Source organism: Actinoplanes philippinensis, assembly GCF_900113015.1.
Lineage (GTDB): Bacteria > Actinomycetota > Actinomycetes > Mycobacteriales > Micromonosporaceae > Actinoplanes > Actinoplanes philippinensis.
Genome location: NZ_FONV01000026.1, coordinates 1 through 12,157 on the forward strand (window position 1 = coordinate 1; position 12,157 = coordinate 12,157).

The 12,157-nt window shown below is 70.2% G+C and carries 11 protein-coding genes; 2 read left to right on the forward strand and 9 right to left on the reverse strand.

Annotated elements, in window-relative coordinates; all coding sequences use genetic code 11:
* Nucleotides 1–272: 272 nt before the first annotated feature.
* A complete protein-coding gene (locus tag BM290_RS42840; RefSeq protein ID WP_093621741.1) occupies nucleotides 273–971 on the forward strand; it encodes a hypothetical protein in 699 nt (232 codons plus the stop codon).
* A 255-nt stretch (nucleotides 972–1,226) separates the two neighbouring features.
* On the opposite strand, the gene BM290_RS42845 is transcribed toward BM290_RS42840, so the two are convergent.
* The 5 genes from BM290_RS42845 to BM290_RS48865 all read right to left on the reverse strand — a co-directional run bounded on the left by BM290_RS42845 (nucleotide 1,227) and on the right by BM290_RS48865 (nucleotide 6,211).
* Nucleotides 1,227–1,856, reverse strand: coding sequence for a lysophospholipid acyltransferase family protein (locus tag BM290_RS42845; RefSeq protein WP_239144096.1), 630 nt, complete (start codon nucleotides 1,854–1,856; stop codon nucleotides 1,227–1,229).
* A gap of 84 nt (nucleotides 1,857–1,940) precedes the next feature.
* A complete protein-coding gene (locus BM290_RS42850) occupies nucleotides 1,941–2,474 on the reverse strand; it encodes a P-loop nucleotide/nucleoside kinase family protein (protein WP_093621742.1) in 534 nt (177 codons plus the stop codon).
* Between the two features lie 31 nt (nucleotides 2,475–2,505).
* On the reverse strand, nucleotides 2,506–3,771 hold the full coding sequence (locus tag BM290_RS42855) for a histidine decarboxylase (protein WP_093621743.1): 1,266 nt from the start codon (nucleotides 3,769–3,771) through the stop codon (nucleotides 2,506–2,508).
* Nucleotides 3,772–3,776: 5 nt separating this feature from the next.
* Entirely contained in the window at nucleotides 3,777–4,721 is a 945-nt protein-coding gene (locus tag BM290_RS48860; protein ID WP_093621744.1) for a hypothetical protein, read from the reverse strand.
* Nucleotides 4,722–4,747: 26 nt separating this feature from the next.
* Complete coding sequence (locus BM290_RS48865) at nucleotides 4,748–6,211, reverse strand: APC family permease (protein WP_093621745.1); 1,464 nt, start codon at nucleotides 6,209–6,211, stop codon at nucleotides 4,748–4,750.
* Between the two features lie 484 nt (nucleotides 6,212–6,695).
* On the opposite strand from BM290_RS48865, the gene BM290_RS42870 reads away from it, so the two are divergent.
* Entirely contained in the window at nucleotides 6,696–7,388 is a 693-nt protein-coding gene (locus BM290_RS42870; protein ID WP_373871152.1) for an MBL fold metallo-hydrolase, read from the forward strand.
* Here the strand turns inward: BM290_RS42870 and BM290_RS42875 are convergent.
* The 4 genes from BM290_RS42875 to BM290_RS42890 form a co-directional block, all read right to left on the reverse strand.
* On the reverse strand, nucleotides 7,306–8,607 hold the full coding sequence (locus BM290_RS42875) for a hypothetical protein (protein WP_143134148.1): 1,302 nt from the start codon (nucleotides 8,605–8,607) through the stop codon (nucleotides 7,306–7,308). The genes BM290_RS42870 and BM290_RS42875 overlap by 83 nt on opposite strands.
* A 264-nt stretch (nucleotides 8,608–8,871) precedes the next feature.
* Nucleotides 8,872–11,214 (reverse strand): ATP-binding cassette domain-containing protein, encoded by a 2,343-nt coding sequence (locus BM290_RS42880; RefSeq protein WP_093621748.1) that lies wholly within the window; start codon nucleotides 11,212–11,214, stop codon nucleotides 8,872–8,874.
* 12 nt (nucleotides 11,215–11,226) lie between these two features.
* Nucleotides 11,227–11,640, reverse strand: coding sequence for a VOC family protein (locus BM290_RS42885; RefSeq protein ID WP_093621749.1), 414 nt, complete (start codon nucleotides 11,638–11,640; stop codon nucleotides 11,227–11,229).
* Entirely contained in the window at nucleotides 11,637–12,047 is a 411-nt protein-coding gene (locus tag BM290_RS42890; protein ID WP_093621800.1) for a helix-turn-helix transcriptional regulator, read from the reverse strand. The genes BM290_RS42885 and BM290_RS42890 overlap by 4 nt, the downstream gene beginning before the upstream one ends.
* Nucleotides 12,048–12,157 lie beyond the last annotated feature (110 nt).

Below are 12,157 nucleotides of genomic sequence, written 5' to 3' on the forward strand. Positions count from 1 at the left end.
GGCCGCCGGGCTGGCGGTGTCTGCCTGTGGAGCCGGCGTAAGACCTCAACGGGGGAACCTCCGTGCGGGGCAGCAGGCGATGAAGCAGGAAACCCGGCGGACGACCGCTGGAATCCCCGTCCATTAGGGCGGGGAGAAGTCAACTTCTCCCCTACCGATCTTCAGGCCATAGTGGATGCTCACGGTTCGCCTGTCGATGGGCCACCCGGGTCGCGTTCACCGAATCACCCGGCCGGTCCGCGTCGACAGGTTGACGGGCTATCCTCGGCCGCATGCCCAAGCGTCGCTGGATCATCGCCGGGGTGGTGGCCGGCCTGCTCGGCCTGGCCGTCGGCGCGACGGCGGTGGCCGCCCCGTCGATCGCCGCGATCGCCTGCCCCCAGTGTTACGGCCTGTCCAGCCTGGGCGACGGCGTCTACGCCGAGCGCGACGACGCGGCGTATCACCGGACCGTCGACGCGGCGGAGCAGCGGATCAGCGCCTTCTACGGCGAGCGGACCTCGGACGCCCGGGTGCTCATCTGCGCCACCGCGGAGTGCTATCGGAGCATCGGCGGGGGCGGCGAGAAGGGGCAGGCGTTCGGCCGGTGGGCGCTGCGGCTCTCGCCCGACGGCGCCAACGAGACCATCGCGACCCACGAGCTGGCCCACATCGAGCTGCACCAACGGCTCGGTTCGGAGTACGAGTCGGTGCCCGACTGGTTCGACGAGGGTCTGGCCGTGCTGATCTCCGACGACCCCCGCTACCTGGACCCGGCGAACGGCGGCAACCGGTGCCGCGTCCCCTACGAGGAGGCGGCGCCGATCGTCGACGCGGACTGGGCGACGTTCGGCGAGCCCGGGTCCGATCGCAAATATCTGCTGGCGGCGTGCGTGGTGAGCCACTGGGTGGACGAGCACGGCGGAGCGGCCGGCGTCCTGATCATGATCAGCGACATGCGCTCCGGCAAGAGGTTCAGCGAACTCCAGTGACCGCCGTAGGGCGGCAGGGTTCAGGCGGCCGTCCCGGACGCGGCAAGGTGCGGTGAGGCGCTTTCGGGGTGCGGCCGGACAGAAGGCCGGCCATCCGGCTCGGCGGATGTGCCGGCGCGCGGACCGGCAACCGGGCGTGATCAACCCGGCGGCACTGTTGCAAACTTGTGGCAACTGCAGCAGGATGTGCGGAGGAATGCCGACGAAAGGGCGTCCCGCCGCGATGATCCAGCAGCTGGGGCGCCCTTTCGACGGTCAGGCCCGGGCGTACTTCGGCACGTACTCCTGTCCGGAGATCTTGCCGATCGCCGCCATGATCGCCTCGGTGGCCGCGCGCCGCTCCCGGGCGTTCTCCGGGTCGCTCGCGATCGCCGCGAGCTGCACCGGCTTGCCGAAGACGACGCGCACCCGGGCCGGCCGCGGGATGACCGAGCCGGGCGGCAGCACCCGGTCGGTGCCGAACATCGCCACCGGCACCACCGGCGCCCCCGACTTCAGCGCCAGCCAGGCCACCCCGGTCCGCCCCCGGTAGAGCCGCCCGTCCGGCGAGCGGGTGCCCTCCGGGTAGATCGCGAAGGCGTTGCCCTGGCGCAGCACGTCGAGACAGGTGTCCAGCGACGCGACAGCGGCCCGCTTGTCGTCACGGTCGACAGCGACCTGTCCGTCACGCGACATGAACCAGGAGACGAACCGCCCGAACGGCCCGCGCCCGGTGAAGTACTCGGCTTTCGCCATGAAGGTGACGTGCCGTGCCACCGCCATCGGCAGGAACGTCGAGTCCGTGATGGAGAGGTGGTTCGACGCCAGCAGCACCGGGCCGTCGGCCGGCACGTGCTCGGCCCCTTCCACCCGCAATCGGACGACCCTCTTGACCAGTTCGTACACGTCCGCCCTCTCGATGAGCCCCGCTGACCCATGCCATTCTCGTCGGCTCGGACAACCATGCGGGGTCGTACGCCTTACCAACTCCTACACGCCACCGATGGCCTGGGTGATCGCCTGGATGAGGTGCGTGGCGACGACCGGCCGGTCGGTCTCGACGACGATGGTCGGGCCGATGTCGAGCGGCCGTGCCTCGGCGGCCCAGCGCGGCCAGTCCTCGGCGAGCCGCCGGTCGTCCTCGTGGACGGTGTGCCGGCCGCGCGCCCGGTAGCGTTCGACGGCCACCCCGGGCGGCACCGAGCACCAGATCTCGACAGTGCTGACCGCCCCCGAGCGGGCCACGCCCTCGGCGACGAACCCCAGGTCACGCGGGCGGAACCACCAGCTCTCCAGGATCACCACGCCCGGTGTGGCGGCCGCCAGCTCCCACATCACCTGCGAGGCGACCGGCCCGAGAGCGCCCGGCGGGACACCGGGCACGGCGGCGGCCATCGCCTCCTTCAGGGCGTCCTTGCCGATCAGGGGTACGCGTAACGCGGGCGCGAGCCGTCCGGCGAGGGTGCTCTTGCCCGACCCGGGAAGCCCGTTGATCAGAATCAGCCGCTGCGCCACAGACTGCATGCTGTCACCCGGGTGCTCGCCCCGGCACTCGTCACGCGGACAGGATCCGGTCCTCCCCCGCCTCGAGGCCCCGCCAGACCGGCCGGCTGCGGCACTCGGCCATCACCGCCCAGCGGGCGACGACACGCCCCAGGTCGGCGACGAACTCGTCGACGACCTCCTTGGTCACCCCGGGCATGCAGATGATGTGGCAGAAGTCGCCGTCGGTGGACAGCACCCAGCCGAACTCGGCGGTCAGGGCCGCCGGCGGGGTCTGCAGCACGACGGTGAACGCGTCCGGGTGACGGTAGACCGGCCAGCCGAGCGCGCTGATCCGCTCCACGGCGTACGCGGCGATCCGCCGGGCCCGCAGCGCCCGCGCCTGGTGGCCGTTGCGGCCGTAGGTGGCGATCGCCGTCCACAACAGGGCCGCCGCCTGCCCGCAGCGCGAGCCGAGGACCGTGCTGTCCAGGGTGGCGGTGTAGTTGATGTGCTCGCCCCGCTCCACCCGGACGCTGTCGCGCATCACCACCACACCGCACGGGATCGGCGTGCCCAGGAACTTGTGCCCGGAGATGGCGATGCTGTCGATCGGGCTGCCGGCGCCCAGTCCGAGCATCCCGTCGAGGGCGAGCGGGATGCCCGACAGCGCGGCGTCGACGTGCACGTGGCGGCGGGTCACGCCGTACTCGTCGAGGATCGTCTCGATCCGGTCCGGCTGGTCGACGGCCTCCCACAGGGTGGTGCCGGCGGTGGCGACCACGATCGCGGGACGGCCGCTGTGCCGGGCCACCAGCTGCTCGAAGTGGCCGTAGTCCATCTCCCCGTACCAGCTGTCGCGAACCATGGCGACGTCGTGCGGGTGGATGCCGAGCAGCCCGGCGGTCTTGCGGATCGAGTAGTGGCTGGCGTGGGTCAGGTAGAGCACCGCGTCCGGGTAGCGGTCACGGGCCACCCGGAGCGCGGCGATGTTGCTCTCGGTGCCGCCGGAGGTCACATACCCCCAGCGGTCGTTCTGCGGCAGCCCGACGACGTCGGCGAACCACCGGATGACCTCGACCTCCAGCGCGTTGGTGTGCGCGGCGCCGGACGGGGCCGTGCCGGGGTCGCCGACGTTGTTGAAGAGGCGGGTGAACAGCCCGAGGGTGCGGCTCCAGTCGATGTCGGTGGCCGCCGGGAACCCGATGGTCCGGCGCTGGGCCTGGGCGGCGCGGGCGACCATCATGGTCAGCACCGCGTCGATGTCGATCAGGCCGGGGGCCCGGTCCAGTCGCAGGGCCTCGGACCAGTCCCCCGGCCATATCGCAGGCGCGTCCACCGCATTCACCAGACCTGACCGCTTGGGTTCAGGTGGCCGGCCAGTGTCCGGGCCAGCTCCTGGAACGCCGGCCAGGCCTGGCGCAGCTGCGCGCCGAGCTTCTCCGGCACGTTCTGGGTGGTGGAGTAGACCTGGGTCGCGTCGAGCGGGTTGTTGCAGACCAGGTCGTTGCCCCGGCCCCGGCGGTTGTCGTCACGGACCACCCGGATCTCCGAGCCGTCGACGAGCAGCGCCGCCCCCTCCCCGGGGACGTAACTCATCGCCTGGAGGCTGCTGATGCCCGAGCTGAGCAGGACCGGCACCACGTCGTACCACTGCCGGCTCTCGGTGTTGAGGGTCTCCATGCCGATCCCGACGTAGCGGGTCGGCGTCGACGGGCGCTGTATGTCGCCGACGTTGACCATCAGGTAGTCGGGGTCACGCGGGTCCCACACGCGGCCGGCCTTCTCGTGCTGGGCGATGAAGGTCTCGGCGGTGGCGTTCAGACCGGTCAGGAACGCGACCAGGTTGTCGTACTCGGGGCCGGCGTAACCCCAGCGGGAGGCGCTGAGCACCTGGTAGCCCAGGTGCTGGGTGGGCGCCTCGGTGACGAAGAACAGGGTCACGCCGTGCGGGGCCAGCGGCTGGTCCCGGGAGTGCAGCCGCTCCAGCGCCCGGGTGACGTGGATGGCATTGATCCCGCGCAGGCTGGTGCCGGCGCTGTGCCGCAGGTACGCCCAGCGCCGGTCCTCCTGGGTGGGACCGCCCTGCGGCTGCCACTGCGGGGGCGGCGGCGGTGGGGCGGCGTGCTGGTGCCACGACGGCTGCTGCGGGTAGGCGGGCTGCTGCGGGTACTGCTGCGGCGGGTACTGCTGGGACTGCTGCGGCGAGACGGGCGGCCCCCAGGGCGGGGTCGGGGAGCCGTCGTCCCAGGAGGGCTGAGCATGTCGGCCGGGGACGTTGTACGACATGGGATCTCGGTTTCCCTTCGCGGGGCTCAGAGGTCGATGCGGTCGGGAACCGCGTACACGCTGGGCACGCCGTGGCTGATGCCCTCGTAGACCTGTGGCCGGGAGCGGCGCAGGCTGATCGCCCGCCACACGCCGGCGAGCGCGGCGACGACGAGCAGGGCGGGCAGGGCGTACGGAGCCAGTGAGCCGGGCTCGGCGCCGACCAGGACGTCGAGCTGAAGGAGCATGGTGACCAGGATGGCGATGCCGAAGGCCAGTCCGAACAGGGGCGCGACCGTGGTGGCCCAGCCGCTCTCGCCCGAGTCGCTGTTGCGGGCGAAGTAGCGCAGCGCGGCCGCCGCCGAGACGATCAGCAGGGCGAGCAGGCCCATCGCGCCGACGGTGCTGGCCCAGCCGAACAGGGTGGTCTGCGGGTCGGCGCCGGAGATCGCCCATCCCAGCACCACCAGGGCGGCGAGCGCGTTCTGGGCGCGGCTCGCGCCGACCGGGGCGTCGGCCGCGGTGCCGGCGCCGGTGCGGTACAGGAACTGGTGCAGGACCTGCTCCCGGCTCATCGCGAACGCGTACCGGTTGATGATGTTGTGGAAGCTGATCAGCGAGGTGAGGATCGCCAGGACCAGGACGATCACACCGAGGATGCCGAACACCGGGTGCACGCGGTCGGACAGCAGCGTCACCGGCAGGTTGTCGTCGGCCTTGGCGGCGGCGGCCACCTCGCCGGAGCCGGTCGCGGCCTGCATCGCCCAGGCCGCCGCGGTGTAGACGCCGATCAGGCTGAGCGCACAGATCATCATGCCGCGGCTGATCGCCCGGCCACGCCGGCCCTCGCCGCTGTCCTCCTCCTCGATGAAGGCGGCCATGCCCTCCGGGCCGGTGTAGGCGGCCAGGGTGAGGGCGACGGCGAGGCCGAGACCGGGGACGCTCAGGCCGGCCGGGTCGAAGGCGGCGACCGGGATGCCGTGCTGCGCGTCGACGAACCCGACGATGACGAACAGGCCGACCACCACCAGCGACGCGACCAGCACGCCCATCACGATCTGGGTGGAGAGCACGATGCGGCGGGTGCCGAGGACCGACACGACGCCGATCGCCAGCGCCGCGAACAGCCACCACGCGTCGAGGCCGGTGATCCCGGACATGATCGCGCCGAACAGTCCGTAGAGGCTGATCTGGAGAGCGTTGTAGGCGAGCAGGGCGACGAAGCCGGCCGCGACACCGCTCGTCGCGCCGAGCCCGCGGGCGGCGATGGCGTAGTAGGGGGCCGAGTGCGGCACGGCGCGGACCATCGCGGCATAGCCGACCAGGAGCAGCGTGACCACGGCGCCGACGAGGACGAACAGCAGCGGGAGCGCGGTCACCGCGGAACCGGCGTAGGTCGCGACGATACCGCCGACGAGAACGACCATGGGGGCGGACGTGGTGGCGCCCAGTGCCCAGGCAGCGCGCGCGGTGACCGTACGGCGGGCCATGGCCGCGGCTACTGTAGCCATGATTATCTATCTCCTTGAGGGGGAAGGAGTCAGCAGGAGAGATGTCCGATGTGGACGAAGCCAGAAGAGTAGTTGGTCCCTATCGGTCTCCTTCGCCAGGGTCGTGCCCACAGTTGATCAACTGAGCCGGAAGAACCTTACGCGGTGAAGAACGGGTATGGCTATCAGTGACGTTCAATGCACTCCATGCACCGCAATCACCTTCGGTGACCGTCTTCCGGCGCAACCGCGCAGCCAGCGGCGATCCCGTTCGCACACACGTCGGATCGCCGGAGAATTCAGGCGCGTCACCGCCCGCCGGGAAATGGAATCCGTCGACGGCGTCGGGCCGCGCGAAGGAAACCGATCTTCAGCGCTGAACCATTCCTCCACCACAGACGGTGACATCACAGGGGGATCACAGCGCATAGGATTCCCGGCACCTGATCCGACGAATGGGAAACGGGGGCGGCCGATGCGGGTCCACCACCTCAACTGCGGCACCATGCGGCCCGCGCTGACGCCCGGCGGGCTGGTCTGCCACGTGCTGCTCGTCGAGACCGGCGACGGCCTGCTGCTCGTCGACTCGGGGTTCGGTCTGCGCGACGCCGCCGATCCGGCACGCCGCATCGGCGGCGCGCGCCACCTCATCCGGCCGGTCCTCGACGCCTCCGAGACCGCGTCACGGCAGGTGCGGCGTCTGGGTCACGACCCCGCGGCGGTACGGGACATCGTGCTCACCCACGGCGACGCCGACCACACGGGCGGCCTGGCCGACTTCCCGCACGCCCGGGTCCACCTGACCGCCGCCGAGTCGGACGCCGTGCAGCGCACTGGTCCGCGCCAACCACGCCCGTCTGGCCGAGCTGTGGGCGTCGGCCGACCCGTCGCTGACCATCGTCAACGCCCACGACCCGGAGCTGCTGCGCCGCGCCCGCGCACGCTGACCCCGGGAACCGCTCCGCCACCCGCCCGCACACCGGCCCCGGAAACGGCTTCGCGCACCCGCACACCGACCCCGGCAACTGCTTCGCCGCGCCCGCGCACCTCGACCCCCGGAAACGGGAGAGCCCGGCCCGCCGGAAGGCGGGCCGGGCTCTGCCGGATGTGGAACGTCAGCAGGCGGCCGCGACGACCTTGGCCTTGCCGCTGGCCGTCGCCGGGACGGTCACGCAGGCGACGGTGCTGCCCGAGTTGACCTGGGCGACGCCACTGCGGACGACCTTGATCTGGACGCCGCCGAAGGCGACCTCCTTGGCGGCCTTCGGCAGGTACTTGGCGGGCTTGCCGCCCTCGGCGAGCGCGGACAGCACGGCCTGCTGGCCGACCAGATCCGCCCACACCTTCGCGTCGCCGCCGCCGGCGCCCTCGGTGCCGAGGCCCGCGCCGGCGAGACCCGCGCCGGCCTGGCTGATCGCCTCGAAGATCGGGGCGATGTCGAGCTTGGTGGCACCCTCCGGCGCGGTGATCTCGGTGCTGGTGGAGATCTCCACACGCACCGAGGCACGGCCGGTGTTGCCCTCGACGAACTGCAGGAAGTTGATCTCGAACGCCTTGAACTTGCCGTTGTCGATCCACAGGTCGAGCACGATCGGCTTGTCGGCCGGCGGCGTGTCGAAGCTGTCGCCGACGGCCTCCTTCAGGATCTCGCCCTGCTCCTTGGTCGCCAGCTTCTCGATCGCCTCGACCAGCCGCTTCGCCTCGGCGTGCGCCTTGACGGTCGACGAGGTCACGGTGAGGTGGGTCTGGTCGTTGGCGTCACGGACCACGTCCGCGCCGTTGAGCAGGTTCTCCGCGCTGGTCTTGAACTCGGCGGCGAGCTTCTCGCTCTCCTCCTGCGTCGTCGGGGTGGCAGCGCCCGCCCCGCCCAGCTCCTTGGTGAACTTCTCCACGTCGGTCGCGGCGATGGACACCCAGCCGCCGTCGATCAGCTTGTCGATGCCCGGAATCTCTTTACCGACCTCGGCGGCCATCTGGTCGATCTCGTCGGCCGGAGCGCCGAACTTCGCGGCGATCTCCTTGACCGGCACCTTGATGTAGGCGACCTGGTCCACGACCCGGATCTCCGCGCCGGTGAGGCCGTCGATGGTCGCGTTGATCAGCGCCTTGTCGTCGTTCACACCCTCGGCGGCCTTGTCCCAGGCGACGGTGAACGACGAGTTGTAGATCTTGCGGAGGATGTCCGCGTCCTCGTCGGTGAAGCCCTCGTCGCCGGACTCCTTCTTCGCCAGGGCGATCAGGTCGTCGACGCTGCCGCCGGCCTTGATGGTGAAGCCCAGCTTGTCAGCCGCGCCGAGGTCCTCCGCGGCCTTCTTCAGCTCGAGCTTCGGCTCCAGCTGCTGAATCTGGTTCGCACACCCGACCATGAGGGCCGCGGCGGCGACGCCGGCGACCGCGCCGGCCACAAAGCGCTTCATGCGCAGAGATCTCCATTCGAGAGGTAGAACGACACTCCCCCGGTGCCGCGATCTGGCAGTGTACGAGCACCCACCAAGACGATGCGCGTCAATTCCCCCGGTCAGGGTCGTCCGCACCGGATCGCCTCCTCCTCCCGGGCAGGTCGCGTGACCCGGGCGGAGGAGGGGATCCGTCCGGGACAACTGACGAATCGGGCATCCTGCCGTACTTCGGAGATCAATTCGCGTGCTCTATCTCACGACACGAAATGGTGTCGAAACTGTTCAGGCGCCGACGTAGTCGGCCAGGTGCTCGCCGGTCAGCGTGGAACGGGCCGCGACCAGGTCGGCCGGGGTGCCCTCGAAGACCACCCGCCCGCCGTCGTGACCGGCGCCCGGGCCCAGGTCGACGATCCAGTCGGCGTGCGCCATGACGGCCTGGTGGTGCTCGATGACGATCACCGACTTGCCGGCGTCGACCAGGCGGTCCAGCAGGCCCAGCAACTGCTCGACGTCGGCCAGGTGCAGGCCGGTGGTCGGCTCGTCGAGCACGTAGACGCCGCCCTTGTCGCCCATGTGGGTGGCCAGCTTGATCCGCTGCCGCTCACCGCCGGACAGCGTGGTCAGCGGCTGGCCCAGCGTCAGGTAGCCGAGACCCACGTCGACCAGGCGCTTCAAGATGGCGTGCGCGGCCGGGATCCGGGCCTCGCCCTCGGCGAAGAACCGCTCGGCCTCGGTCACCGGCATGGCCAGGACCTCGCTGATGTCCTTCCCGCCGAGCCGGTAGTCGAGCACCGACGCCTCGAAGCGCTTGCCCTCGCACTCCTCGCACGGCGTGGCCACCCCGGCCATCATGCCCAGGTCGGTGTAGATCACGCCGGCGCCCTTGCAGGTCGGGCAGGCGCCCTCGGAGTTGGCGCTGAACAGCGCCGGTTTCACCCCGTTGACCTTGGCGAAGGCCTTGCGGATCGGTTCGAGCAGGCCGGTGTACGTGGCCGGGTTGCTTCGCCGGGAGCCGCGGATCGCCGTCTGGTCGATCGCGACCACGCCGTCGCGCCTGGCGACCGAGCCGTGGATCAGCGAGCTCTTGCCGGAGCCGGCCACCCCGGTCACCACGACCAGCACGCCGAGCGGGATGTCGACGTCGACGCTCCGCAGGTTGTGGGTGGCGGCGCCGCGGATCTCCAGCTTCTCCGCCGAGGTACGGACCGTGGCCTTCAGCTTCGACCGATCGTCCAGGTGACGGCCGGTGATGGTCCCGCTGGCGCGGAGGCCTTCGACCGTACCCTCGAAGCAGATCTGCCCTCCGGAGGTGCCCGCGCCCGGACCGAGGTCGACCACCCGGTCCGCGATGGCGATGGCCTCGGGTTTGTGCTCCACCACGAGCACCGTGTTGCCCTTGTCGCGCAGGCGCAGGAGCAGCTCGTTCATCCGTTGGATGTCGTGCGGGTGCAGGCCGATGGTGGGCTCGTCGAAGACGTAGGTGACGTCGGTGAGCGCCGACCCGAGGTGCCGGATCATCTTGGTGCGCTGCGCCTCGCCGCCGGAGAGCGTGCCGGCCGGGCGGTCCAGCGACAGGTAGCCGAGGCCGATCTCGACGAACGAGTCGAGGGTGTGCTGCAGCTTCTCCAGCAGCGGGGCGACCGACGGCTCGTCCAGGCCGCGCACCCACCCGGCCAGATCGCTGATCTGCATCGCGCACGCGTCGGCGATGCTGACCCCGTTGATCTTCGAGTTGCGGGCGTGCTCGGCGAGCCGGGTGCCGTCGCACTCCGGGCAGGTGGTGAACGTGATGACCCGCTCCACGAAGGCCCGGATGTGCGGCTGCATCGCGTCGACGTCCTTGGACAGGAACGACTTCTGGATGCCGGGGATCAGACCCTGGTAGGTCAGGTTGATCCCCTCCACCTTGATCTTGGTGGGCTCCTTGTAGAGCAGATCGTTCAGCTCACGCTTGGTGAACTTGCCGATCGGCTTGTCCACGTCGAAGAAGCCGCAGCCCCGGAGGATCCGGCCCATCCACCCTTCCATGCTGTAACCGGGGATCGCGATGGCGCCCTCGTTGATCGACCTGGTGTCGTCGTACAGCTGGGTCAGATCGAAGTCGTTGACGTTGCCGCGGCCCTCGCAGCGCGGGCACATGCCGCCGGTGATGCTGAAGCTGCGCCGCTCCTTGACCTGGGCGCCGTGTTTCGCCACGGTCACCGCGCCGGCCCCGGAGATCGAGGCGACATTGAAGGAGTACGCCTGCGGGGAGCCGATGTGCGGATCGCCGAGTCGGCTGAACAGGATCCGCAGCATCGCGTTGGCGTCGGTGGCGGTGCCGACCGTGGAGCGCGGGTCGGACCCCATCCGCTCCTGGTCGACGATGATCGCCGTGGTCAAGCCCTCCAGCACGTCCACGTCCGGCCGGGCCAGGGTCGGCATGAACCCCTGAACGAACGCGCTGTACGTCTCGTTGATCAGCCGTTGCGACTCGGCCGCGATCGTGCCGAACACCAGCGAGCTCTTGCCCGAGCCGGACACCCCGGTGAAGACGGTGAGCTGGTGTTTCGGGATCTCGACGCTGACGTCCTTGAGGTTGTTGACCCGGGCTCCGTGCACACGGATCGAGCGGTGGGCGGTCATCGAGGTCCTCTCTCAGCCGAGCTGGTTGATACGCACCAGGTTGCCCGCGGGGTCGCGGAACGCGCAGTCCCGGACACCGTACGGCTGATCGGCCGGCTCCTGGACCACGTCAGCGCCGGTGGCCTGGAGCTTGTCGAAGGTCTCCGCCAGGTCGGAGGCGCCCAGGATGATGGCGGCGTAGCTGCCCTTGGCCATCAGCTCGGCGATGACCCGGCGCTCGTCGTCGGTGATGCCCGGGTCGGTGACCGGCGGGTGCAGGACGATCGAGGTCTGCGGCTGGCCGGGCGGCCCGACCGTGATCCAGCGCATGTCGCCGTAACCGACGTCGTTGCGCACCTCGAAGCCGAGGCCGTCGCGGTAGAACTCGAGGGATTTCTCCGGGTCGTCGGCGGGCAGGAACGTGGAGTGAATGACCAGGCTGCTCATGCACTCGATGCTAGAGACGGGCGGTCGCCGGGGACTTCTCTATTCCTGACCGGTCGGGTCACCTGTTTGGTGACACATCCGGGCAGTCCCCGCCACTCGTCCGCGCCGAGTTTGCGGTAGGCGCCCGGCGAGATGCCGACCAGCTCGGTGAACCGGGTGGTGAACGTACCGAGCGACGAGCAGCCGACCGCGAAGCACACGTCGGTGACGCTCAGGTCGCCCCGGCGCAGCAGGGTCATCGCCCGCTCGATCCGGCGGGTCATCAGATAGCTGTACGGCGACTCGCCGAACGCCGCCTTGAACTGCCGGCTCAGGTGCCCCGCGGACACGTGCACATAACGCGCGAGCGCCTCGACGTCGAGCGGCTGGGCGTAGTCACGGTCGATCCGGTCGCGGACACGCCGCATCAGCACGAGTTCGCGCAGCCGGGCGTCAGTCACCGGCCCAGACTAGTTCACCTGTCCTCCACCTCTTTTCGTGAAGAACCTTTTATATTCACGTCCACCGATAATTGGAG

What these genes read in the sequence shown, in the direction of transcription:
- BM290_RS42840 (WP_093621741.1), top strand. Translation starts at nt 273, where the DNA reads ATGCCCAAGCGTCGCTGGATCATCGCCGGGGTGGTGGCCGGCCTGCTC.
- BM290_RS42850 (WP_093621742.1), bottom strand. Translation starts at nt 2,474, where the DNA reads ATGCAGTCTGTGGCGCAGCGGCTGATTCTGATCAACGGGCTTCCCGGG.
- BM290_RS48860 (WP_093621744.1), bottom strand. Translation starts at nt 4,721, where the DNA reads ATGTCGTACAACGTCCCCGGCCGACATGCTCAGCCCTCCTGGGACGAC.
- BM290_RS48865 (WP_093621745.1), bottom strand. Translation starts at nt 6,211, where the DNA reads ATGGCTACAGTAGCCGCGGCCATGGCCCGCCGTACGGTCACCGCGCGC.
- BM290_RS42870 (WP_373871152.1), top strand. Translation starts at nt 6,696, where the DNA reads ATGCGGCCCGCGCTGACGCCCGGCGGGCTGGTCTGCCACGTGCTGCTC.
- BM290_RS42875 (WP_143134148.1), bottom strand. Translation starts at nt 8,607, where the DNA reads ATGAAGCGCTTTGTGGCCGGCGCGGTCGCCGGCGTCGCCGCCGCGGCC.
- BM290_RS42880 (WP_093621748.1), bottom strand. Translation starts at nt 11,214, where the DNA reads ATGACCGCCCACCGCTCGATCCGTGTGCACGGAGCCCGGGTCAACAAC.
- BM290_RS42885 (WP_093621749.1), bottom strand. Translation starts at nt 11,640, where the DNA reads ATGAGCAGCCTGGTCATTCACTCCACGTTCCTGCCCGCCGACGACCCG.
- BM290_RS42890 (WP_093621800.1), bottom strand. Translation starts at nt 12,047, where the DNA reads ATGCGGCGTGTCCGCGACCGGATCGACCGTGACTACGCCCAGCCGCTC.